Genomic DNA, 20797 nt, shown 5'->3' with positions numbered 1-20797 from the left:
GACCGCCCGGGGGCGATCCGGTGCTGCCTTCAGTTCGCGCCGTAGGTCGCGTAGAAGGTGAAGGGCCCGCCGAGGTAGCGCGGGAACCCGGCGCGGGTCGCGCAGTAGAAATCCGCGAGGTTGCGCTCTTCCTCCGCGATGCGCCCGCGCCAGTCCGCCGCCACCATCGCCGCCGCCGACAGGATCGACATGGCGGCCTCTTCCTCCGGGGTGGCGGGGTCCTCGAACCATTGCGGGTTGCGGTCGGCCATCGCCTGCGCCACGGCCTCGTCGCGCTCTGCGGGCGCGCCGATCCCGGCCAGCGCCGCGGCGCGGGTGCCGAGATCGCCGAGCGCCCCGGTGCGCGCCTCCATCGCCGCCGCAACCGCCGTGCCGAAGGTTTCCAGCCCCTCGGGCAGCGCGTTCTTGCGCTTGCGCTTGTCGTAATCGAGCCGCCCGAGGAACATCACCGCGATCATGTTGCGCGGCTCGACCCGCTGCACCAGGTCCTTGAAGATGTCGATCTCGGCGGCCACCCCGGCATCCATGTCGACCGTCAGGCCGCGGTCGAGACAATCGAGGATTGCCAGCTCTGCCGGGAAATGGCCGCCGGTCTCGCGCAGGTAGCGGGCGCGCACCGGGTCGGTGATCGCGTGAAGCGCGGCCCCGGTCTCCGGGGTCCAGTCCTCGCGGTCCCAGGGCTGGCGCGGATCGGGGCCGGAGCGGATCCAGGCCTCGGCCGCCGTCAGTTCCCTGCCCGCAGGCACGACCGCATGGGCCGCACCGGCGGCCAGCGCCTCGGCCGCGCCGAAGCGCGCGCCCTCGAGCAGGATCGGCAGCGACGCCGCGACCCCGACGCAGCGCGGCATCCGCTGGGTGCCGCCGCCGCCCGGCAGCAGGCCGACCAGCGATTCCGGCAGGCCGATCTGGGTTTCCGGCGCGTCGGTCAGCACCCGGTAATGCGCGGCGAGGGCGAATTCGCAGCCCCCGCCCAGGGCCAGCCCGTGGATCGCCACGGCGACCGGTTTGCCCGCCGTCTCCAGCTTGCGGAAGCCGCGCCCGATGGGGGCGAAATGCGCCACGGTGAGCGCGTCGCGCTCGGCCTCCGGCGCGGCCTTGATCATCTCGTAGGCCTCGGACAATTCGCCCAGGTCCGCCCCGGCGCAGAAGGCGCCCGGCTTGCCGGAAGAGATCACCACCCCCCGGACATCCGAACCCTTCAGCCAGTCGGCAAAGGCTTCGGCCTCGTGGATGGCCTCGTTCGAGAACACGTTCATCGACCGTCCCGGCATGTCGAAGATCAGGTGCAGGATCCCGTCCCCGGTCCGTTCGGTGCGGAAATTGTTCATCTTGGGCAAATCGCTCATGCGCCTGTCGCCTCCCCTCGCGCGAAAATCATGTGCCACAGGATAGTAAGCTTGCGCACATCATCAATCGCGACGTTACGTCTTTTGCGGAAAATAATAAAGCAGCGTACTATATGCTATACATGCAATGCCCGCGCGGATAGTCTGGCCCCGGATCAGATGGGAGGATTGCATGAGTCCGTATCGCAGCGACGTGTTGAAGGGAAAGCGGATTCTGGTGACCGGAGGCGGCACCGGGCTCGGCAAGGAGATGTCGGTGGGCTTTGCCGCCCATGGGGCGTATGTGGCCATCTGCGGCCGCCGCGAGTCGGTGCTGGCGGAGGCCTGCGCCGAGATTGCCGAGCGGTCGGGCGGGACGGCGGAATACCGCGTGGTCAACATCCGCGATGCCGAGGCCGTCGACGCCATGGTGGGCGATCTCTGGAACGACGCGCCGCTGACCGGCCTCGTCAACAACGCGGGGGCGAATTTCATCGCCCCGACCGAGTCGATCTCGCACCGCGCCTATGATGCCGTGCGCGCCACGGTGATGGACGGCAGCTTCTACGCCACACATGCCTGCGGCAAACGCTGGATTTCCGGGAACACGCCGGGGACGGTGATTTCCAACCTCGTGACCTGGGTGTTCTCGGGGTCGGCCTACGTGGTGCCCTGCGCCATGGCCAAGACCGCGATCCACGCCATGACCATGTCGCTGGCCGCCGAGTGGGGTCCCAAGGGCGTGCGGCTCAACGCCGTGGCGCCGGGGCCGTTTCCGACCGAGAACGCCTGGGAAAAGCTGAACCCGATCCCCGGCTCCTCGGTCGGGGCGACGCAGCCCGACATGGTGCCGATGCGCCGTTTCGGCGCGATGGACGAGTTGCGCAACATCCTGATCTTTCTGATGCTGGACGAATGTTCCTACGTGAACGGCACCACCATTCCCATCGACGGCGGCCACCGGCTGACCGCGCATTCCACCTTTGCCGAGCTGTCGAAGATGACGGACGAGGACTGGGCCAACGCCCGCGCCGCGCTCAAGGCCAGCCAGGAAAAGGAACGGCAGGGACGATGAGCGACGTTCTGCTCGACATCGACGGGCCGGTCGCGGCGCTGCGGCTGAACCGGCCGGACAAGCGCAACGCGCTGACCGATTCCATGGTCGACGAGTTGCTGGCGCGGCTGGACGAGGTCGCCGCCTCGGAGGCGCTGGTGCTGATCGTCACGGGCGAGGGCCGCGGCTTCTGCGCCGGGTTCGACCTGTCGCTGGCGGCAGAGGCGTCGGACGACGCGGGGTTCTGGATGACCCGGCAGGAGAAATACGCCTCGGTGGTCACCAGGCTGCGGGCGATCCCGCAGCCGACCATCGCCGCGGTGAACGGCGCGGCGGCGGGGGCGGGGCTGGGCCTCGCGCTGGCCTGCGACACGCGGATCGGCGCCACCGGCTGCCGGTTCACGTCGGCCTTCATCCGCGTCGGCATGTCGAGCTGCGACATCGGGGTGAGCTGGTTGCTGCCGCGCGTCCTCGGCACCACGCGGGCGTTCGAGATGATGCTGACCGGCCGCATGGTCGAGGCGGAGGAGGCCGAGCGCATCGGCCTCGTGCTGCGCCTGACGGAGCCCGAGGCGCTGCTGCCGGAGGCCCGCGCGCTGGCCGGGACCATTGCCGGGAACGGGCGCATGGGCACCTGGATGACCAAGCGCGGGATGTGGGCCAACCTCGAAACCGGGAGCCTGCAGGCGGCGATCGAGCTGGAGAACCGCACCCAGATCCTGATGCGCGGCACCGGCAGCCTGGAACGCCGCGCCGCGGAGCGCGGGTTCCTGAAAAAGGATTGAGGCGCGCCGCCGGGACCGGCGACCCCGGCCCGGCGCAGGCGCCGCTTCAGGTGCCCGAGCCCATCACCCGGCGCAGCCTCTCGCCGCCCGTCGCATCGTGCGATCCCGGCACGTTGATCGAAGTCGCGGTCATCACCGTGACCCCGTCGACCTCTGCCGTGATCCGCGAGAACAGCAGGCGTTTGCCGTTTTTGGTGACATCGGAGCGCCCCTCGACCCAATCGCCCAGCATCACCGGCCGCAGGTAGTCCACCGACAGCGTGACCGTCGGCATGGAGGTTTCCATCAGGCCGGCCCCGACCCGCGCGGCATAGGCGAGCATGTCCGCGAAGGAGGCGAGCATCCCGCCGTGGCAGGTGCCGTGGGCGTTGATGTGGCGTTCGCAGACGCGAAAGCCCATCACCATCCGGTCGCCGTCCGGCCGCCCGTAGAGCGCGCCGAGCATGGTGTCGAAATTGCCCACGGGCGGGATCTCGACAAAGCCCTCGGGCGGGTCGGCACGGTCGGCGGCGATCAGCGCCGCGTGGCGGTCGGTCACGCTGCCATCCATCACAGGGCCCTCGATATCAGTTCCTTCATGATCTCCGACGTGCCGCCGTAGATCCGCTGCACCCGGGCATCGGCATAGAGACGGCAGATCTCGTATTCGCGCATGAAGCCGTAGCCGCCGTGCAACTGCACGCAGGCATCGACCACGCGGCCCTGCATCTCGGAGCACCAGAGCTTGGCCATCGAGGCCTCGTAGGTCGACAGCCCGCCTTCGAGGTGGCGCGCGATGCACTGGTCGACAAAGGCCCAGCCGACGGTCAGCTCGGTCTTGAGCTCGGCCAGCTTGTGGCGCGTGGTCTGGAATTCGGCGACCGGCTTGCCGAAGGCCTGCCGTTCGCGCACGTAGGCCACGGTGATGTCATAGGCCTTCTGCGCGGCGGCGATGGAGGTGGTGCCGATGATCAGCCGTTCCTGCGGCAACTCGCTCATCAGGATCGCCATGGCCTGGCCCTCGGCCCCGAGGGTATTGGCCACCGGCACCCGCACCGCATCGAAGAACAGCTCCGAGGTATCGGCGCTGATCTGCCCGAGCTTGTCGAGGTTGCGGCCCCGGCGGAACCCGTCGCGGTCCGCCTCGATCACCACGAGCGACATCGCCCCGGTGCCCCGGCCCTCGCCGGTGCGCACCACGGTGATGACGATATCGGCGTGCTGGCCGTTGGAGATGAAGGTCTTGGCGCCGTCGATCACCCAGTCGTCGCCGTCGCGCCGCGCCCGGGTGCGCACGCCCTGCAGGTCCGAGCCGGTGCCCGGTTCGGTCATCGCGATGGCACAGACCAGCGAACCGTCGACCATGCCCGGCAGCCAGCGCGCCTTCTGCTCCGGCGTGGCGTGTTTCAGAAGGTAGCCGAGGCAGACATCGGAATGCACCGAGACATCCGCGGCGGGGCCCATGAAACCGGAATAGGCCAGCTCCTCGGCAACGACCGTATGCATCCGGAAATCCGCGCCGAGGCCGTCGTATTCCTCGGGGACGGTGGGGCAGAGGATGCCCGCCTCCCCCATCCTGGCCCAGAGCGCCCGGTCCACCATGCCGGCGGATTCCCAGGCGTCGAAATGGGGGGCGATCTCTTCGGCGGCAAAGCGGCGCAGGCTGTCGCGCAGCTGAGCGTGATCGTCGTCGTAGATGGCGCGGTTGACCAGCATGTGTTCTCCTCCGGCACGCAGGCGGCTTTGCGCGCCGACCTGCTTCGCTGGATTACCATACGCTAGTTTACTTAAATCACAATGCCGAAATGCGCGGCTCCAGACCCTTGCCGTCCAGCTCGTCGCCTCCGGCGGCCTTGAGCTCTTCGTCATTGGTCAGGGTGATGAGGTTCTGCTTCATCGCGTAGAGCGTGCGCGACGTCAGTTCCAGATCCTCGCGCGAGATGCCGGTGAGGATTCGTCCGTTGAACTCGTCGCTGATCTTGCCGATCGCCTCGATCAGGCCGCTGGCCTTTTCGGTGAGAAAGACCCGCTTGACGCGGCGGTCCTTGTCGTCGGGCCGGCGTTCGACGAAGCCCGCGCTTTCCAGACGGTCGATCAGAGAGCCGAGCGCCACCTTTCCGACGTCCAGTTCATTGGCCAGTTGCGTCTGCTGAAGCCCGTCATTGCGCGAGATGAAGGCCAGCACCCACCATTGCGACCGGGTGATGCCGAGCGGCGAAAGTTCGCGGTCGAAACAGACCCGGCGCAAACGTGAAACATCATGTATGAGGTAACCAAGCCTCAGATCCCAAGATCTTGTATCGTTCATGCGTCTCTCCAGAGCTTCTGCGATGCAGAATGCAGTAAGAATTCGACTTTATCAGCTATCATACTGTCATAGCAATGCAACATATGCCTGCGTTTGATGTGGTGACTTTCGGATACGGTGGCCGCGATGCGTCGGATTCCGGCATTCCCGCTTTACAGTTTCGGTTCGAATGCATACCGTACGCTAGTATAGATAATTGATCCGATCCGGGAGGAGTGCCGATGCGGACATCCAAGAAGGTCATCGTGAGCTGCGCGATCACGGGCTCGATCCACACGCCGACCATGTCGCCCCATCTGCCCGTCACGCCCGAGCGCATCGGCGCCGAGGCCATCGCCGCGGCCGAGGCCGGGGCGGCGATCCTGCACCTGCACGCGCGCAAGCCCGAGGACGGCTCGCCCAGCCAGGACCCGGAGCATTACAAGATGTTCCTGCCGCAGGTGAAACAGGCCTGCAACGCGGTGGTGAACATCACCACGGGCGGCGGGCTGGGGATGACGCTGGATCAGCGGCTTGCGGCGGCGATGTGGGCCAAGCCCGAGATCGCCTCGATGAACATGGGCTCGCTCAACTTCAACATCTCCGGCGCGGCGGGCAAGATTTCCGAGTTCCGGCAGCCGTGGGAGAAACCCTATCTGGAGATGACGAAGGATTTCATCCTCTCGAACACCTTCGCCCAGATCGAACGCGGCATGACCGAGCTTTCGGCCAACGGCTCCAAATTCGAGTTCGAGTGCTACGAGATCGGCCATCTCTACAATCTCGCGCATTTCGCGGACCGGGGGCTGATCCAGGCGCCGTTCTTCATCCAGGGGGTCTTCGGCATCCTCGGCGGGCTGCCGGCCGAGACCGCGCACCTGATGCACATGCGCGATACCGCCGAGCGGCTGTTCGGTGACGACTACCTGTTCTCCTGCCTCGGGGCGGGCCGGCACCAGATGCCGTTTGCCACGATGAACGCCATCAACGGCGGGCATGTGCGGGTGGGGCTCGAGGATTCGATCTACATCGCCAAGGGCGAGCTGGCCAAGTCCAACGCCGACCAGGTCCGCAAGATCATCGGCATCCTGAACGAGCTGTCGATCGAGGTCGCCACCCCGGACGAGGCGCGCGCGCTGCTCGGTCTCAAGGGGGCGGACAACGTGGCGTTCTGACACCGCGCGGTCCCGGCTTCGGGACCCGACGCGCGGCACGCGGCCCGCAGGGCGCCGCGCTGGCGCCGGACCCTCCCCCCGGTCCGGCGCTTTGCTTTTCCATACGATCGGGGTGCGCGGCTCAGAGTCCGGCGCGGTATTCGCGCCAGAAGCTGTAGCCGCCCGAGGCCATGATGATCGCCGCGCCGGTCAGGGTCCAGAGGTCGGGAAGCTGGGCAAAGATCAGAAATCCCCAGACCGTGCCCCAGATCATCAGCGTGTACTGAACCGGCGCCAGAACCGCCGCCTGCGCGAGGTCCAGCGCGCGGATGATGCCGAGTTCCGCCAGACCGGCGGTGACGGCCGTGCCCGCCATGATTGCCACCACCTGCCAGTCGGGCGGGGTGATCCAGACGAAGGGCAGCGGGATCGTCAGCAGCAGGCTGGCGGTGAGGCCGGTATAGGCGATGGTGGTCTGCAACGGCTCGTCACCGCTCAGAAGGCGGGACAGGATCTGGCGCAGGGCAAAGGCGGTCGCGGTGACCAGCACCAGGAAGATCGCCGGATGGAACACCCCCGCGCCGGGGCGGATCACCACCAACGTCCCGACGAACCCCAGCGCGACGGCGATCCAGCGCCGGGGGCCGATCCGTTCGCGCAGGATCAGCGCGGCCAGCGCCGTCACCAGGAAGGGCGCGACGAAGGTCACGGCGACGGCATCGGCCAGCGGCACGTAGGCGAGGGCGAAGATGAAGCTCGTCGCGGTCAGCACGGCGGTGATCCCGCGCGAGACCTGCAGGCCGGGATGGCGGCTGCGCAGGATGGGCAGCCCGTGCCGCACCAGCAGCACCAGCACGAAGGCCAGCAGGCCGAGCTGCCGGGTCCAGGCCACCTGCAGCGGATGCATGGACTGGGTCAGCAGCTTGGCCAGCATGTCCGAGGTGGCATAGAAAAAGAACCCGCCCGCCATGAAGGCGATCCCGCGCAGCGACTCCGCCGCGGTGGGCAGGGTGCGGCGGACCGGGATATCGGCCACGGCGGGCGCTCAGGCCCGCGCCTTGGCGTCCTGCGCCATCTGCCGCGCGATGATCAGCTTCATGATCTCGGTCGAGCCGCCGGCGATCTTGGTGATCCGCGCGTCCGCATAGGCCCGGGCGATGGGATATTCCCACATGTAGCCCCAGCCGCCATGCAGTTGCAGGCATTCGTCCACCACCTTGCAGTGCAGGTCCGTCGACAGCATCTTGAGCATCGCCGCATCCACGGAATCCAGCTTGCCCTGCATGAAGAGGTCGATGCACTTGTCGGTGAAGACCCGCATGGACACGGTTTCGGCCTTGAGCTGGGCCAGCTTGAACTGGGTGTTCTGCTGGTCGAAGATCGACTTGCCGAAGGCCTTGCGGTCGATGGTGTAATCCAGCGTCTGCTCGATCACCGTCTCGGCCACCGTGGTGGAGCGGACCGCCTGCGCCAGCCGTTCCTGGCTGAGCTTGGTCATCATGATCTTGAAGCCCTCGCCCTCGGCGCCGAGCATGTTCTCGGGGGGCAGGCGCATGTTGTCGAAGAACAGCTCGGAGGTGTCCTGCGCCTTCATCCCCAGCTTGTCGAGGTTCTTGCCCCGGGTGAAACCTTCGCGATCGCCCTCGACCAGGAACAGGGTCACGCCCTTGGCGCCCGCCTCGCTGTCGGTCTTGGTGGCGAGCACCAGCACGTCGCAGAGCTGACCGTTGGAGATGAAGACCTTCTGGCCGTTCACCACGAATTCGTTGCCCTCGCGCACGGCGCGGGTCTTGATCGCCTTGAGGTCGGAGCCGGCATGCGGTTCGGTCATCCCGAGCGAGCCGATCCATTCGCCGCTGACCATCTTGGGCAGGAATTTCTTCTTCTGCTCCTCGCTGCCGAAGCTGGCGATATAGGTCGCCACGAGGTCGGTGTGGATCAGGAAGCCGGGGCCGGAGGCACCGGCGCGCCAGAGTTCCTCGAACACCACGACGTCGAAGAGATAGTCGAGTCCGAGCCCGCCGTATTCCTCGGGCACGGTGCAGCAGAGCATGCCCTGCTCGCCGGCCTTCAGCCAGAGCTCGCGCGGGACGATGCCGTCCTTCTCCCACTGTGCGTGGTAGGGCACGATCTCTTTTTCCACGAATTTCCGGACGGAGTCCCGGAACATGTCGTGCTCTTCGCGGAACAGGTGTCTTTCGATCATGACGGAACCCTTTTCGTAACCTAGTGTACTTTATCACCGGGATTTTTCGTAAACAAGCTTACAGTTTGGATTCGGATGATAATAATGGTCACAAGGACAGGGCGGCCCGGTGCTCGGGGGCGGCAATGGCGATCAGCGCCGCGCGGCGGGCGTCGGGCGACAGGCAGCGCAGGTCCGCCGCGCCGTGTTCGGTGACGACGACATCGGTGTCGAACCGCCCGAGCGAGACCGGCCCGCAGGCATCCGCGACCCGCACGATGCGCGAGACCGCGCCGCGCGCGGCGCTGGCGGGCAGGGCGATGATGCGCAGGCCGCCGTCGCCGCGCGCGCCGGCGGCGAAATCCGACGCCCCGCCGGGGCCCGAAATCGGCCCCTTGGGCGTCGCCTCGGCCCGGACCTGGCCGTCGAGATCGACCTCGATGGCGGAGTTGATGGTGACGAGACCGCGAATCGCGGCAAGCCGCGCAAGGTCGTGGGTGACAGAGGGCGGGTGAAAGCCGAAGGCCGGGCGCGACACCGCGTCGTAGAGCGCGCGGGTGCCGATGGCGACCCCGGCGGTGATGGGGGAGTCGGCGCGCAGCGCACCTGCGTCGAGCAGGTGCAGGGTCGAATCACCGATCAGCCCGGAGTGGATGGCAAGGTCGCGCTTGGCGGTGAGGCCGCGCAGCACGGCTTCGGGGATGCGCCCGATCCCCGCCTGCAGGGTGGCGCCGTCGGGAATCAGCGCCGCGGCATGGCGGGCGATGGCCTCGGCCACCGGATCGCTGCCGGGGTCCTGGGTGCCCAGCTCCTGCGGGGTCTCGATCACCGCGGCGAAACGGTCGTGGGGAATGCCGGGGGTGCCGCGCGTCGCGGGCATCAGGGGGTTCACATGCCCGATCACCGTCTCGCAGCCGGACAGGATGTCGGCGGCGAAATCCGTCACCGGACCGAGGCTGCACATCCCCTCCGCATCGGGCGGAGAGACCATGACCAGCATCGCCGAGGGCGGATTGCGCGCGAGCCAGAGACGGATCTCGCGGTAGGGGAGGGGGAGGAACTCGACCCGCGCCTGCCCGATGAACTCGGGCAGCATGAAGAAGGTCGTGACCTTCGCCCCGGTCTCGAGAAGATAGCCCGCCCGGTTGAGGCCGGGCACGAAGATCGAAGTGAAAGTGAGGCCGGGACGGGAGAGGCCGGAAAGCCCCTCCCGGAACGCCCCGGATTCGCCCGAACAGCCACCGATCCAGCACAGGCCGGTTTCGGGCAGAAAGCGGCCCAGCTCTTCGGGAGAAATCCGCGCGGGCATCAGTCGACGTATTTGTGGAAGTCGGGTTTGCGCTTTTCGTTGAAGGCGTTGACGCCTTCCTTGGATTCGTCGCTGGCGTAGTACAGCTTGACCGCGTGCAGCGCGAGGTTCGAGATCCCGCGGATGTTGTCGCTGTCGGCGTTGAACGACCGCTTGAGGAAGGCCAGCGCGGTGGGCGAGCGTTCGGCGATGGTGTCCGTCCACTTGGTGACTGCGGCGTCCAGTTCCTCCATCGGCACGGCCTTGTTGACCAGACCCATGGCGACGGCTTCCTCTGCCGTGTACATCTCGTTCAGATACCAGATCTCGCGGGCGCGCTTTTCGCCGACCACGCGGGACAGGAGCGCGGTGCCCCAGCCGGCGTCGAAGCTGCCGACCTTGGGGCCGACCTGGCCCAGCTTGGCCGAGGTCGCGGCGATGGCCAGATCGCAGAGCGTCACCAGCACGTTGCCGCCGCCGATGGCGAAGCCGTTGACCCGGGCGATGACCGGCTTGGGAATGTCGCGGATCAGGCCCTGCAACTCGTCGATCGGCAGGCCGACGACGCCGCGGCCGTCGTAGTTGCCCTCGTGCGCGGACTGGTCGCCGCCGGTGCAGAACGCCTTGGCGCCCGCGCCGGTCAGCACGACCGAGGACACGCCCTTGTCGTTGGCGGCAAGGTTGAAGGCGGTGATGAGGTCTTCGAGGGTCTGGCCGCGGAAGGCGTTGTAGACCTTTTCGCGGTTGATGGTGATCCAGGCGGCGCGGCCTTTGACCTCGTACAGGATGTCGGTGAATTCGGGGATGGTGGCCATTGGGTCCTCCTTAGCGTTCGGCGCGGGGGCCGGATTTCCGTTTCTTGTAGATCCCGTTGCAGCGCGCGACGGTCTCCTCCTCCACGCGCATCAGCGCCTGAAAGAAGGTGAGCGAGCGCGTGTCGCGGGTGATTTCGGGCCGGGCCTCGACCCAGTCGCCCTCTCGCACCGGGGCGAGAAAGTCGATGGCAAGGGTGATCGTCGGCGCGGCGCCGGAATGGTCGCCGACCTCGATCCCGTAGCCGAGCATGTCGGCAAACACGGCAAGCAGCCCGCCGTGGCAGGTGCCCGCCGCATTGAGATGCCGCGCCTTGCAGCGAAAGCCGAGCGCCGCGCCCTCCGGCCCCTTGCGCATGTAGAAGGGGCCGTTGAAGCGTTCGAGCTCCGTCACGTTCAACAACGGGGCAAAGCCCTCGGGCGCGTTGTCGTCGGCGTCGTCCATCAGACCATGTTCATCCCGCCCGAGACCGAGATGGCCTGGCCGGTGATGTAGCTGGCGTCCGAGGAGGCGAGGAAGGCGACGATGCCGGCATAATCCTCGGGCTCGCCCATGCGGCGCAGGGGAATGCCGCGCACCATGGCGTCCTTCCACTTGACCGCCTGTTCGCCCTCGCCCAGCACCGACTGCATCATCGGCGTGTTGGTCGGGCCGGGGCAGACCGTGTTCAGCAGCACGCCCGAGCGCGCGAGTTCGCGCGCGATGGACTTGGTGAACGAGATCATGCCGCCCTTGCAGGCGGAATAGACCGCTTCGGTCGCGGTGCCGACGCGGGCGGCATCCGAGGCGATGTTGACCACGCGCCCGCCGCCGCGTTCGACCATGCCCGGCAGCACGGCCTTGTGGGTGTTGAGCGGGCCGTTGAGGTTGATCGAGATGATCCTGTCCCAGAGGTCCTTGTCGGTGCTGAGGAACGGCGCGGGCTTGTCCCAGCCGGCGTTGTTGACCAGCAGCCAGGTCGGGCCGAGGTCGGATTCGGCCTGTGCGACGGCCGACTCGACCGCTGCCTTGTCCGAGACGTCGACGCCGTAGATCTTTACCTCGCCGCCGGCCGCGATGGCCTCTTTCGCGGTCTCTTCGGCCGCATCAGGGCGCAGGTCGAAGACCGCGACCTTGCAGCCCTCGGCGGCCAGCCGCAGCGTGATCGCCTTGCCGATTCCCTGACCGCCGCCGGTCACGATGGCCATTTTTTCCTTTAGATCAAGCACGTTGCCTCCCCTTATCCTGGCTATGGGCACGATAGCACCCGGTCTTGAAAACATCTCTTGTGTAATTAATATGCTTGCGTACGGTAAGCTTGCAAGGTATTTCTTGAGATCAACGAAGGGAGGCGTGACGATGGCCGAGACCAGTCTGAAATCCGCGGCGGGCTATCTGCCGATGCTGCGGTTCGACCGCAAGGTGGCCCGCAAGGAGCTGCGCTGGTCGGGGCTCGGCGGCTCCGGCCGGGGCCTGCGCGCCGTGGCCGGCTGGGACGAGGACCCGGTGACCATGAGCGTCGAGGCGGCGCGCGGGGTGCTGGGCGGCGATGCGCCCGATGCGGTGGTCTTTGCCTCGACCTCGGCCCCCTTCACCGACCGTTCGCAGGCGGGAATCGTGGTGGATGCGCTGCATCTGCCCTCGGGCGTGATGACGCAGGACGTGGCCAACACCCGCCGCGCCGCCGTCACCGCGCTGCTGCGCGCCCTGCGGGGCGGCGGGACCGACCTGATCGCGGCGGGCGAAAAGCGCGCCGCGGCGCCGGGCACCGGGCCGCATCTCAACTGGGGCGACGGGGCCGGGGCCGTGCTGACCGGGCCGGGACCGGGGGTCGCGCGGCTGCTCGGCGCGGCCTCGCTCCATGCCGATCTGCTCGACGTCAACACCACCGCCGAGCGCGGCACGCCCTACGGCGCCGAGGACCGCTTCGTGCGGGACGAGGCGGTGGCGCAGGTCTACACCCCCGCGATCCGCGCGGCGCTGGCGGATGCCGGGCTGGACGGCGCGGCCATCGCGCTGGCCGTGGTGCCCGAGCCGGTGGCCGGCACCTATCGCGCGCTGGCGAGGGGATGCGGGCTCAAGGCCGCCAACCTCTGCGAGGAGATCGCCGCGCAGGCGGGCGATCTCGGCGCGGCGATGCCGCTGTTCGGGCTGGCGCTGGCGCTGGACCGGGCGCGTTTCGGCGACAAGATCCTTGTCGCCGGTTTCGGCAACGGCGCCGATGTGCTGGTGCTCGAAGTGACCGGCGCGGGCAACGGCAGCGCCGCGCAGGCGCTGACGCAGGGCGCGATTCTCGACAGTTACACGCGGTTCCTGAACCTCACCGGCACGCTGGGGCTCGACTGGGGTCCGCGCGCGGAGGTCAACCAGAAGGTCTCGGCCAGCACCCTGCTGCGGCACGGGCGCGACATGCACGGCTTTGTCGGCGGGCGCGACCGGGGCGGCAACGTACAGTTCCCCAAGACCCCGATCCCGGTGCGCCCCGATGCCACCGGCCCCGAGGAGTACGACGACGTGGTGCTGCGCGACGTGCCCGGCACCGTCGCCTCGATCACCGCGGACCGGCTGAACTTCACCCCCGATCCGCCGTTCCACTTCGGCCTCGTGCAGTTCGAGAACGGTGCGCGGGTGGTGATGGAGCATTGCGACGTCGAGGGCCCCGCGCCCGAGGTCGGCGCCCCGGTGCGGATGCGTTTCCGGATCAAGGCGATCGACCGGCAGCGGCGGTTCCGCAGCTATTTCTGGAAAGCGGCGCCGATCGCGCGCCCCGAACTGACGCAGGAGGCCTGAGCCATGGCAAGCGGCATCAAGGACAAGGCGGTCATCCTCGGCATGGGCTGCACCGAGTTCGGCGAACGCTGGGACATGTCCTCGGACGATCTGATGGTCGAGGCCTTCACCGAGGCGCTGGCCGACGCGGGGATCGAGAAGGACCGCATCGGCGCGGCCTGGCTCGGCTCGGCGCTGGACGACGTGAACGTCGGCAATTCCGCCATTCCGCTGGCGACGGCGCTGCGCCTGCAGGGCATTCCCGTCACCCGGGTCGAGAACATGTGCGCCACCGGCACCGAGGCGCTGCGCGGCGCGGTCTACGCGGTCGCGTCGGGCGCGGTGGACATCGCGCTGGCGCTGGGGGTGGAAAAGCTCAAGGACAGCGGGTTCGGCGGGCTGCCGATCCGCACCAAGGGCTCGGTCAACGACCTCTGGATGCCCTACGGTTCGGCCCCCGGCACCTTTGCGCAACTGGCCGGGGCCTACCGTGCGAAACACGGCGTCAGCGCCGAGGATCTCAAGCGCGGCATGGCGCATGTGAGCTGGAAGAGCCACCAGAACGGCGCGCTGTCGCCCAAGGCGCACCTGCGCAAGGCGGTGGACATGGACACGATCCTGAACGCGCCGCTGATCGCCGATCCGCTCGGGCTGTTCGACTGCTGCGGCGTGTCGGACGGGGCGGCCTGCGCCATCATCACCACGCCGGAAATCGCCCGGTCGCTGGGCCGCGCGCGCGACGAGACGGTCGCGGTCAAGGCGCTTCAGGTCTGCACCAGCCACGGCTGGGAAAGCCAGTACGGCGCTTGGGACGGCTCCTATGTGCCGGGCACGCGGACGGCGGCGGCCAAGGCCTATGCCGAGGCGGGCATCGCCGATCCGCGGGCCGACATCCACATGACCGAGGTCCACGACTGCTTTTCCGTCACCGAGCTGGTGACGATGGAGGATCTCGGCCTGTCCGACGCGGGGCGCGGGGCCTTCGACTATCTCGAGGGGCGCTATGACCGCGACGGGGCGATCCCGGCGCAGGTCGACGGCGGGCTGAAATGCTTCGGCCACCCGGTCGGCGCCTCGGGGCTGCGCATGGCCTACGAGGTCCATTCCCAGCTTCTGGGCCGGGCCGGACAGCGCCAACTGCGCAATGTCGACGCGGGTCTGACGCACAATCTCGGGGGCCAGCCGTCGAACGCGGTCGCCGCGGTTTCCATTTTCGGGCGGCTTTGAGGGAGGACAGGCCATGGCAGGACGATATTACGAAGGTTTCGAGCGCGGCGAGGTGATCCGTCACGACACGCGGCGGACGGTGACGGAAACGGACAACGTGCTGTTTTCCACGCTGACCATGAACCCGGCGGCGATCCATCTCGACTACGATTATTCGGCAAAGACCGAGTTCGGCAAACCGCTCATCAATTCGGTCTTCACGCTGGGCCTCGTGGTCGGGCTGTCGGTGGGCGACACCACGCTCGGCACGACGGTCGGCAACCTCGGCTGGGAAGAGGTCAAGTTCCCCAAGCCGGTGTTCATCGGCGACACCATCCGCGCCGAGACCGAGGTGATCGACATGCGGGTGAGCAAGTCGCGCCCGACGCAGGGCATCGTCACCTTCCTGCATCGCGGCCGCAACCAGCGCGACGAGGTGGTCTGCGAATGCAAGCGTCTCGCCCTGATGATGCGGGAACCGGTATGAAACTGACCTCGCTCCTCTTCGTGCCCGCCGACAGCGAAAGGAAATTCGTCAAGGCGCAGGGCATCGGTGCGGACGGGCTCATCCTCGACCTCGAGGACAGCGTCGCCCCGCCCAACAAGGCTGCCGCGCGCGACACGCTCGCGGGCTGGATCGCCGATCACGCGGGGCCGCGCGACTGGGACCTCTGGGTGCGGATCAACCCCTTCGACACCGGCCTGACGGAGGCCGACCTGCGCGCCATCGTGCGCCCGGGGCTGGACGGGATCATGCTGCCCAAGGCCGACGGCGGGCAGGACCTGGCGCGGCTCGGCCGGCTGCTCGACCCGCTGGAGGCGGCGGCGGGCATGGCGCCCGGCACGGTCCGGGTGATCGTCGTGGCGACGGAAACCCCGGCGGCGATGTTCAACCTTGCCAGCTACTCCCCCGCCCATCCGCGCCTTGCCGCGCTGACCTGGGGGGCCGAGGACCTCTCGGCCGTCATCGGCGCCACGGCCAACAAGGAGCCGGGCGGCGACTGGACCGCGCCCTACCAGCTTGCGCGCTCGCTCTGCCTGATGGCGGCGGCAAACGCGGGGGTTCCGGCGCTCGACACGCTCTATTCCGATTTCCGCGACGACGACGGGCTGCGCGCGGCCTGCCGGATCTCGCGCCGCGACGGGTTTCTCGGGCGGCTGGCGATCCACCCGGCGCAGGTCGCCGGCATCAACGCGGCCTTTGCCCCGTCCGACGAGGACCTGGCCCTGGCCCGCCGCATCGTCGCGGCCTTCGACGAGAACCCCGGTCTCGGCACCATCGGGATCGACGGGAAAATGTACGACATCCCCCACCTCAAGGCTGCGCGGCGCACGCTGGCCTCGGTGGATGGGGCCTGAGGGAGGACGACCCATGTACGACAGCGCGGAAGAACGCGAAGAGATGCTGGCCTCCATCCGCGACGGTGTGCGCGGCGTGGTGAGCCGGTTCGACGCGGATTACTGGCTCGACCGGGACGACGACGGCAAGTTCCCGCACGAGTTCCACAAGGCGATGGCCGACGGTGGCTGGCTGGGCATCACCATGCCCGAGGAGTACGGCGGCACCGGGCTCGGCGTGACGGAAGCGGCCTGCATGATGCACGAGGTCGCCAGCCACGGCGGCGGCATGGCGGCGGCGTCGACGGTGCACATCAACCTCTTCGGACCGCACCCGGTGGTGGTCTTCGGCACGCACGAGCAGAAATCGCAGTGGATTCCGCGCCTCGTCTCGGGGCAGGACAAGGTCGCCTTCGGCTTTACCGAGCCGGACGCCGGGCTGAACACCACGCGGATCAAGACCTTTGCCGAAAAGGTGCCCGGCGGCTACCGGGTGAACGGGCAAAAGGTCTGGACCTCGACGGGCCAGGTGGCGAACAAGATCATGCTGCTGACCCGCACCACGAAATACGAGGATTGCAAGAAGCCGACCGACGGCATCACGATCTTCTACACCGATCTCGACCGTGCCCACATCGACGTGCAGCGCATCCCCAAGATGGGCCGCAAGGCGGTGGATTCCAACGCCATCTTCATCGACGACCTGTTCATTCCCGAAGAGCACCGCATCGGCGAGGAGGGCAAGGGCTTTTCCTACATCCTGCATTCGCTCAACCCCGAGCGGATCCTGGTCGGGACCGAAGCGGTGGCCATCGGGCGGGACGCGCTGGCGCGGGCGGCGAAATACGCCCGCGAGCGGATCGTCTTCGACCGGCCCATCGGCCAGAACCAGGGCATCCAGCACCCGCTTGCGGAAAAGTGGATGTACCTCGAAAGCGCCTGGCTGATGCTGATGAAGGCGGCCGAGCTCTATGACGGCGGCAAGCCCTGCGGGGCCGAGGCCAACGCCGGCAAGTTCCTCGGCGCGCGCGCGGGCTATGACGCCTGCCTGCAATCGGTGCTGACCCACGGCGGCTTCGGCTACGCCAAGGAATACCACGTCGAGCGCCTGCTGCGCGAAGTCACCGTGACCCGCATCGCGCCGGTCACGGAACAGCTCATCCAGAGCTTCATCGCCGAAAAGGTGCTCGACCTGCCGAAAAGCTACTGATCGGCAGGGCAGGAACAATTGGGAGGGATATCATGGGTTTGATGGACGGTAAGGTCGTTCTCGTCACCGGCGCCGCGCGCGGCGTCGGCAAGGCGGTCGCGGTGGAAATGGCGCGGGCCGGGGCTTCGGTCGTGGTCAACGACCTCGGGGTCTCGCTCAAGGGGGACGACCATTCCGACACCCAGCCCGCCGAGGAGGTGGTGCAGGAGATCCGCGCCATGGGCGGCAAGGCGGTCGCCAACTTCGGCTCGGTGGCAAGCTGGGACGAGGCGCACGGCATGGTGCAGACCGCGCTGGACAACTTCGGGCGGATCGACGCGGTGGTGAACAACGCCGGCAACCTGCGCGACGTGCTGTTCCACAAGATGACCGAAGAGGAATTCGACGCGGTGATCGCCGTGCACCTCAAGGGCAGCTTCAACACCTCCCGCGCCGCCGCGCCGCATTTCAAGGCGCAGGGTTCGGGGGCCTACGTGCACATGGCCTCGACCTCGGGGCTGATCGGCAACCTCGGGCAGGTGAACTACGGCGCGGCCAAGCTGGGCATCGTCGCCATGTCCAAGCTCATCGCCATCGACATGCAGCGCTTCGGCGTGCGCTCGAACGCGGTGGCGCCCTTTGCCTGGACGCGCATGGTGTCCTCCATCCCGACCGACACGCCGGAACAGCAGAAGCGCGTCGAGGGGCTGAAGAAGCTGGTGCCGGAAAAGGTCGCGGCGCTCTGCGTGGCGCTGTGTTCGGACGGCGCGGCGGGGGTGAGCGGGCAGGTCTTCGGCTCGCGCAACAACGAGATCTACCTGTTCTCCCAGCCCCGCCCGCTGCGCACCGCCCACACCGCAGAGGGCTGGACCCCCGAGGCCATCGTCGAGCGGGTCATTCCGCAGTTCGAAAACGACTTCTACCCGCTGCACAAATCGGGTGATGTCTTTACATGGGACCCGGTCTGATGCCCTTCGATGCGGAACGCCTGAAAACCTGGGAATTCGGCACCCGGACGCAATCCTACACCGCGCGGGACGCGATGCTCTACGCGCTCGGCGTCGGCATGCCGCTGGAGCCGGGCGAAAGCGACGACCTCGGTTTCCTGACCGAAGACGCGCTGCGCGTGCTGCCGTCCTTTGCGGTGACGCTGGCGACTCCGGGCATGTGGCCCAAGCTGCCGGAGCTGGAGATCGCCTGGGAGAAGGTGCTGCACATGGCGCACGCCTGCCGATTCCACACGCCGCTGCCGCCCGAGGCCCGCGTCGAAAGCCGGGCCGAGATCACCGAGCTGTATGACCGGGGAGCCGACAAGGGGTCGGTCTGCATCCTGCGCCGCGAGGTGCGCGATACCGACGACGGCACGCTCTACGCGACCATCGACCAGACCGTCGCCATGCGCGGCGACGGCGGGTTCGGCGGAGCGCCGATGCCGCGACAGCCGCGCCCGCAGATGCCCGACCGCGCGCCGGACCACGTGCAAAGCGTCGGAACCTCGCCGCGCGCGACCTACATCTACCGGCTGTCGGGCGACTACAATCCGCTGCATTCGGATTACGACGTGGCCCGGCGGGCCGGATTCGACGCGCCGATCCTGCACGGGCTCGCCTCTTACGGGACCGCCTGCGCGGTGCTGCTGCGGGCCTTCGGCGGCGGCGATCCGGCGCGGATGCGCTCGCTCGACCTGCGATTCGCGGGGATCGTCTTTCCGGGCGACCGGCTGGATTTCTCCTGCTGGCAGGAGGGCGGGCGCGTGCTGTTCGAGGTCCGCGTGGGCGACCGCGTCGTGATAGATCAGGGCGTGTCCGACATCTCCTGATCCTGCGGCGCCGCGCGGATGTGCTCCCCCGCGCGGCGTCAGTCGACCAGACGGGCGCGCAGGGCGTCGATCTCTGCCGGGCTCAGCGCCAGGGCGGTTTCGGCGTAGCGCGCGATGCCGCCATGCCGGTCGTCGAGCGCGGCGAACATGGCGGCAAGGTAGGTTTCGTCCGCCGCGATCACCGGCTCAAGCAGATCGGTGCGGACCTCTCCGAAATCCACGCCCTGGTTGCGGCTCTGCAGCCGCTCGCGCAGCAGCGCCCGCACGGCGTTGGTGCGCAGGTAGTCGGCGACGATGTCGTCCCGCGACACGCCCAGCAGGTCCAGCACCAGCGCGACGGCGACCCCGGTGCGGTCCTTGCCGGCGGTGCAATGCACCGCGACCGCGCGCTCGTCGTCGAGCAGGGCGCGGATGTAGCGGCGGAAGATCCCGGAGAATTCCTGCGGCAGCCGCCCGTAGACCGCCCGCATCACCCCGGCGCAATCCTCGGGCGTGGCCCCCGGCGCGGCCAGCACCGCCGCGAGGTCGCCCGAGCGGATGTCATGCGCCTCGCTCATCACGATAAAGCCGGGCCGGTCCAGCAGCGGCGAGGGGCGGCGCCCCTTCTCGGTGTCGCTGCGCAGATCGAAGACCCGGGTGATCCCGCGCGCGCGCATCCGCTCCAGCCCCGGCGCGGCGATGTCGTCGAAGGCGCCGCTGCGCCAGAGGGTGTCGCCGCGCAGCCTGCCGCCCGTCGCGGGGCAGGCGGCCACGGCGCGAAAGTTCAGCGTGCCGGGAAAGTCCTCCGTCGTGGCGGTCGCGCTCAATACACCGCCCTCCCGCCGGAGAGGTCGAAGACGGCGCCGGCATTGTAGCTGCAGGCGGGCGAGGACAGCCACGCCACCAGCTCGGCGGCCTCCTCCGGGCGGCCCTTGCGCTGCATCGGGATCATCTTGACCGCCGCTTCCATCGCGCCCGGGGTGCGGCCCGACATCTCGTCCGAGAGGGGGGTCTCGAACACCGTCGGGCAGACCGCGTTGATCAGCACGCCCGAGGTTGCCAGTTCCCGACCCAGCGACTTGGTCAGGCCGATCACACCGGACTTGGCCGCCACGTAGGGCGCCATCAGGGGGCTGCCGTCCTTGGCCGCCTGGCTGGTGGTGTTGACGATGCGGCCCCAGCCCTGCTCCAGCATCCCGGGCAGGAAGGCCTGGCAGGTGTGATAGACGCTGTCGAGATTGATCGCGATGGCCTGCCGCCAGACGCCCGGGTCGAGGGTGGTGAAGGGGCCGAAGGCGACCGAGTGACCGGCGCAGTTGAACAGGATGTCGAGCCCGCCCCAGTCGTCCAGCAGCGCCCGCGCCGCGGCCGCGACCTGTTCGCCGTCCGAGACGTCGACCGGGGCCGAGGTGACCTCGCCCAGGTCGGACAGCTCCGCGACGGCGGAGGCGAGCTTGTCGGGGTTGCGGCCCCAGATCGCCACCCGGGCGCCGTTCTGCAGGTAGAGCCGCGCGGTGGCGAGGCCGATGCCGGACCCTCCGCCGGTGACCAGTGCCCGCTTGCCTTCCAGGTCGTAGCGTCCCATAGCGTTCTCCTCCTCCGCCATTTGATAATCTTTCGTATCATACGCTACGTATATGACAAGAGG

The 20797-nt window shown here is 68.2% G+C and carries 22 protein-coding genes; 10 read left to right on the top strand and 12 right to left on the bottom strand.

Annotated elements, in window-relative coordinates; all coding sequences use genetic code 11:
• Window positions 1–29: 29 nt before the first annotated feature.
• Window positions 30–1346, bottom strand: coding sequence for an enoyl-CoA hydratase-related protein (locus tag ACN0RJ_RS21855; protein WP_417725658.1), 1317 nt, complete (start codon window positions 1344–1346; stop codon window positions 30–32).
• Window positions 1347–1518: 172 nt separating this feature from the next.
• On the opposite strand from ACN0RJ_RS21855, the gene ACN0RJ_RS21850 reads away from it, so the two are divergent.
• Window positions 1519–2400 (top strand): SDR family oxidoreductase, encoded by an 882-nt coding sequence (locus ACN0RJ_RS21850; RefSeq protein ID WP_417725657.1) that lies wholly within the window; start codon window positions 1519–1521, stop codon window positions 2398–2400.
• A complete protein-coding gene (locus ACN0RJ_RS21845; protein WP_417725656.1) occupies window positions 2397–3164 on the top strand; it encodes an enoyl-CoA hydratase/isomerase family protein in 768 nt (255 codons plus the stop codon). The genes ACN0RJ_RS21850 and ACN0RJ_RS21845 overlap by 4 nt, the downstream gene beginning before the upstream one ends.
• A gap of 46 nt (window positions 3165–3210) precedes the next feature.
• Here the strand turns inward: ACN0RJ_RS21845 and ACN0RJ_RS21840 are convergent, their stop codons facing one another.
• From ACN0RJ_RS21840 to ACN0RJ_RS21830, 3 genes are all read right to left on the bottom strand, one after another.
• Window positions 3211–3714 carry a PaaI family thioesterase gene (locus ACN0RJ_RS21840; protein WP_417722492.1) on the bottom strand — a complete coding sequence of 168 codons (504 nt, stop codon included), beginning with the start codon at window positions 3712–3714 and terminating at the stop codon, window positions 3211–3213.
• A complete protein-coding gene (locus ACN0RJ_RS21835; protein WP_417722493.1) occupies window positions 3714–4859 on the bottom strand; it encodes an acyl-CoA dehydrogenase family protein in 1146 nt (381 codons plus the stop codon). Before ACN0RJ_RS21835 ends, ACN0RJ_RS21840 begins: the two co-directional genes overlap by 1 nt.
• Window positions 4860–4935: 76 nt before the next feature.
• Window positions 4936–5451 carry a MarR family winged helix-turn-helix transcriptional regulator gene (locus tag ACN0RJ_RS21830; RefSeq protein WP_417725655.1) on the bottom strand — a complete coding sequence of 172 codons (516 nt, stop codon included), beginning with the start codon at window positions 5449–5451 and terminating at the stop codon, window positions 4936–4938.
• A 221-nt stretch (window positions 5452–5672) separates the two neighbouring features.
• Here ACN0RJ_RS21830 and ACN0RJ_RS21825 point away from each other — a divergent pair, with 221 nt between their 5' ends.
• Window positions 5673–6605: a 3-keto-5-aminohexanoate cleavage protein gene (locus tag ACN0RJ_RS21825; RefSeq protein ID WP_417722495.1), complete on the top strand. Its 933-nt coding sequence runs from the start codon at window positions 5673–5675 to the stop codon at window positions 6603–6605.
• Between the two features lie 121 nt (window positions 6606–6726).
• Here ACN0RJ_RS21825 and ACN0RJ_RS21820 read toward each other — a convergent pair whose 3' ends face one another.
• From ACN0RJ_RS21820 to ACN0RJ_RS21795, 6 genes are all read right to left on the bottom strand, one after another.
• The gene (locus ACN0RJ_RS21820) at window positions 6727–7620 is read right to left on the bottom strand and encodes a DMT family transporter (RefSeq protein ID WP_417725654.1); all 894 of its coding nucleotides are present in this window, start codon (window positions 7618–7620) and stop codon (window positions 6727–6729) included.
• Window positions 7621–7629: 9 nt separating this feature from the next.
• Window positions 7630–8790 carry an acyl-CoA dehydrogenase family protein gene (locus ACN0RJ_RS21815; protein ID WP_417722497.1) on the bottom strand — a complete coding sequence of 387 codons (1161 nt, stop codon included), beginning with the start codon at window positions 8788–8790 and terminating at the stop codon, window positions 7630–7632.
• An 88-nt stretch (window positions 8791–8878) separates the two neighbouring features.
• Complete coding sequence (locus ACN0RJ_RS21810) at window positions 8879–10078, bottom strand: acetyl-CoA hydrolase/transferase C-terminal domain-containing protein (protein ID WP_417725653.1); 1200 nt, start codon at window positions 10076–10078, stop codon at window positions 8879–8881.
• A complete protein-coding gene (locus tag ACN0RJ_RS21805; protein WP_417722499.1) occupies window positions 10078–10872 on the bottom strand; it encodes an enoyl-CoA hydratase-related protein in 795 nt (264 codons plus the stop codon). Before ACN0RJ_RS21805 ends, ACN0RJ_RS21810 begins: the two co-directional genes overlap by 1 nt.
• Window positions 10873–10882: 10 nt before the next feature.
• Entirely contained in the window at window positions 10883–11314 is a 432-nt protein-coding gene (locus ACN0RJ_RS21800; RefSeq protein ID WP_417722500.1) for a PaaI family thioesterase, read from the bottom strand.
• Window positions 11314–12057 (bottom strand): glucose 1-dehydrogenase, encoded by a 744-nt coding sequence (locus ACN0RJ_RS21795; protein WP_417722501.1) that lies wholly within the window; start codon window positions 12055–12057, stop codon window positions 11314–11316. The genes ACN0RJ_RS21800 and ACN0RJ_RS21795 overlap by 1 nt, the downstream gene beginning before the upstream one ends.
• Window positions 12058–12208: 151 nt before the next feature.
• Between ACN0RJ_RS21795 and ACN0RJ_RS21790 the strand changes: the two genes are divergently transcribed.
• Genes ACN0RJ_RS21790 through ACN0RJ_RS21760 form a run of 7 tightly spaced genes read left to right on the top strand, consistent with a single transcriptional unit; the run spans window position 12209 to window position 19170 of the window.
• A complete protein-coding gene (locus ACN0RJ_RS21790) occupies window positions 12209–13639 on the top strand; it encodes an OB-fold domain-containing protein (RefSeq protein ID WP_417725652.1) in 1431 nt (476 codons plus the stop codon).
• Window positions 13640–13642: 3 nt separating this feature from the next.
• The gene (locus ACN0RJ_RS21785; RefSeq protein ID WP_417722503.1) at window positions 13643–14845 is read left to right on the top strand and encodes an acetyl-CoA acetyltransferase; all 1203 of its coding nucleotides are present in this window, start codon (window positions 13643–13645) and stop codon (window positions 14843–14845) included.
• A 13-nt stretch (window positions 14846–14858) separates the two neighbouring features.
• Entirely contained in the window at window positions 14859–15311 is a 453-nt protein-coding gene (locus tag ACN0RJ_RS21780) for a MaoC family dehydratase (protein WP_417722504.1), read from the top strand.
• The gene (locus tag ACN0RJ_RS21775; protein WP_417725651.1) at window positions 15308–16183 is read left to right on the top strand and encodes an HpcH/HpaI aldolase/citrate lyase family protein; all 876 of its coding nucleotides are present in this window, start codon (window positions 15308–15310) and stop codon (window positions 16181–16183) included. The genes ACN0RJ_RS21780 and ACN0RJ_RS21775 overlap by 4 nt, the downstream gene beginning before the upstream one ends.
• A 13-nt stretch (window positions 16184–16196) precedes the next feature.
• Complete coding sequence (locus ACN0RJ_RS21770; protein WP_417722506.1) at window positions 16197–17372, top strand: acyl-CoA dehydrogenase family protein; 1176 nt, start codon at window positions 16197–16199, stop codon at window positions 17370–17372.
• A gap of 32 nt (window positions 17373–17404) precedes the next feature.
• Window positions 17405–18319, top strand: a complete 915-nt coding sequence (locus tag ACN0RJ_RS21765) for an SDR family NAD(P)-dependent oxidoreductase (protein ID WP_417722507.1) — start codon at window positions 17405–17407, stop codon at window positions 18317–18319.
• Window positions 18304–19170, top strand: coding sequence for a MaoC/PaaZ C-terminal domain-containing protein (locus ACN0RJ_RS21760; protein ID WP_417725650.1), 867 nt, complete (start codon window positions 18304–18306; stop codon window positions 19168–19170). The genes ACN0RJ_RS21765 and ACN0RJ_RS21760 overlap by 16 nt, the downstream gene beginning before the upstream one ends.
• 38 nt (window positions 19171–19208) lie before the next feature.
• Here the strand turns inward: ACN0RJ_RS21760 and ACN0RJ_RS21755 are convergent, their stop codons facing one another.
• Window positions 19209–19976: a tyrosine-protein phosphatase gene (locus ACN0RJ_RS21755; RefSeq protein ID WP_417725649.1), complete on the bottom strand. Its 768-nt coding sequence runs from the start codon at window positions 19974–19976 to the stop codon at window positions 19209–19211.
• The gene (locus ACN0RJ_RS21750) at window positions 19973–20734 is read right to left on the bottom strand and encodes an SDR family NAD(P)-dependent oxidoreductase (RefSeq protein WP_417722510.1); all 762 of its coding nucleotides are present in this window, start codon (window positions 20732–20734) and stop codon (window positions 19973–19975) included. Before ACN0RJ_RS21750 ends, ACN0RJ_RS21755 begins: the two co-directional genes overlap by 4 nt.
• Between the last annotated feature and the right edge of the window lie 63 nt (window positions 20735–20797).

Origin of the sequence: Salipiger sp. (assembly GCF_048261495.1) — a bacterium.
Lineage (GTDB): Bacteria > Pseudomonadota > Alphaproteobacteria > Rhodobacterales > Rhodobacteraceae > Salipiger.
Note: the sequence above shows the minus strand (reverse complement) of the source record. Positions and strands in the feature narration are given on the sequence as shown.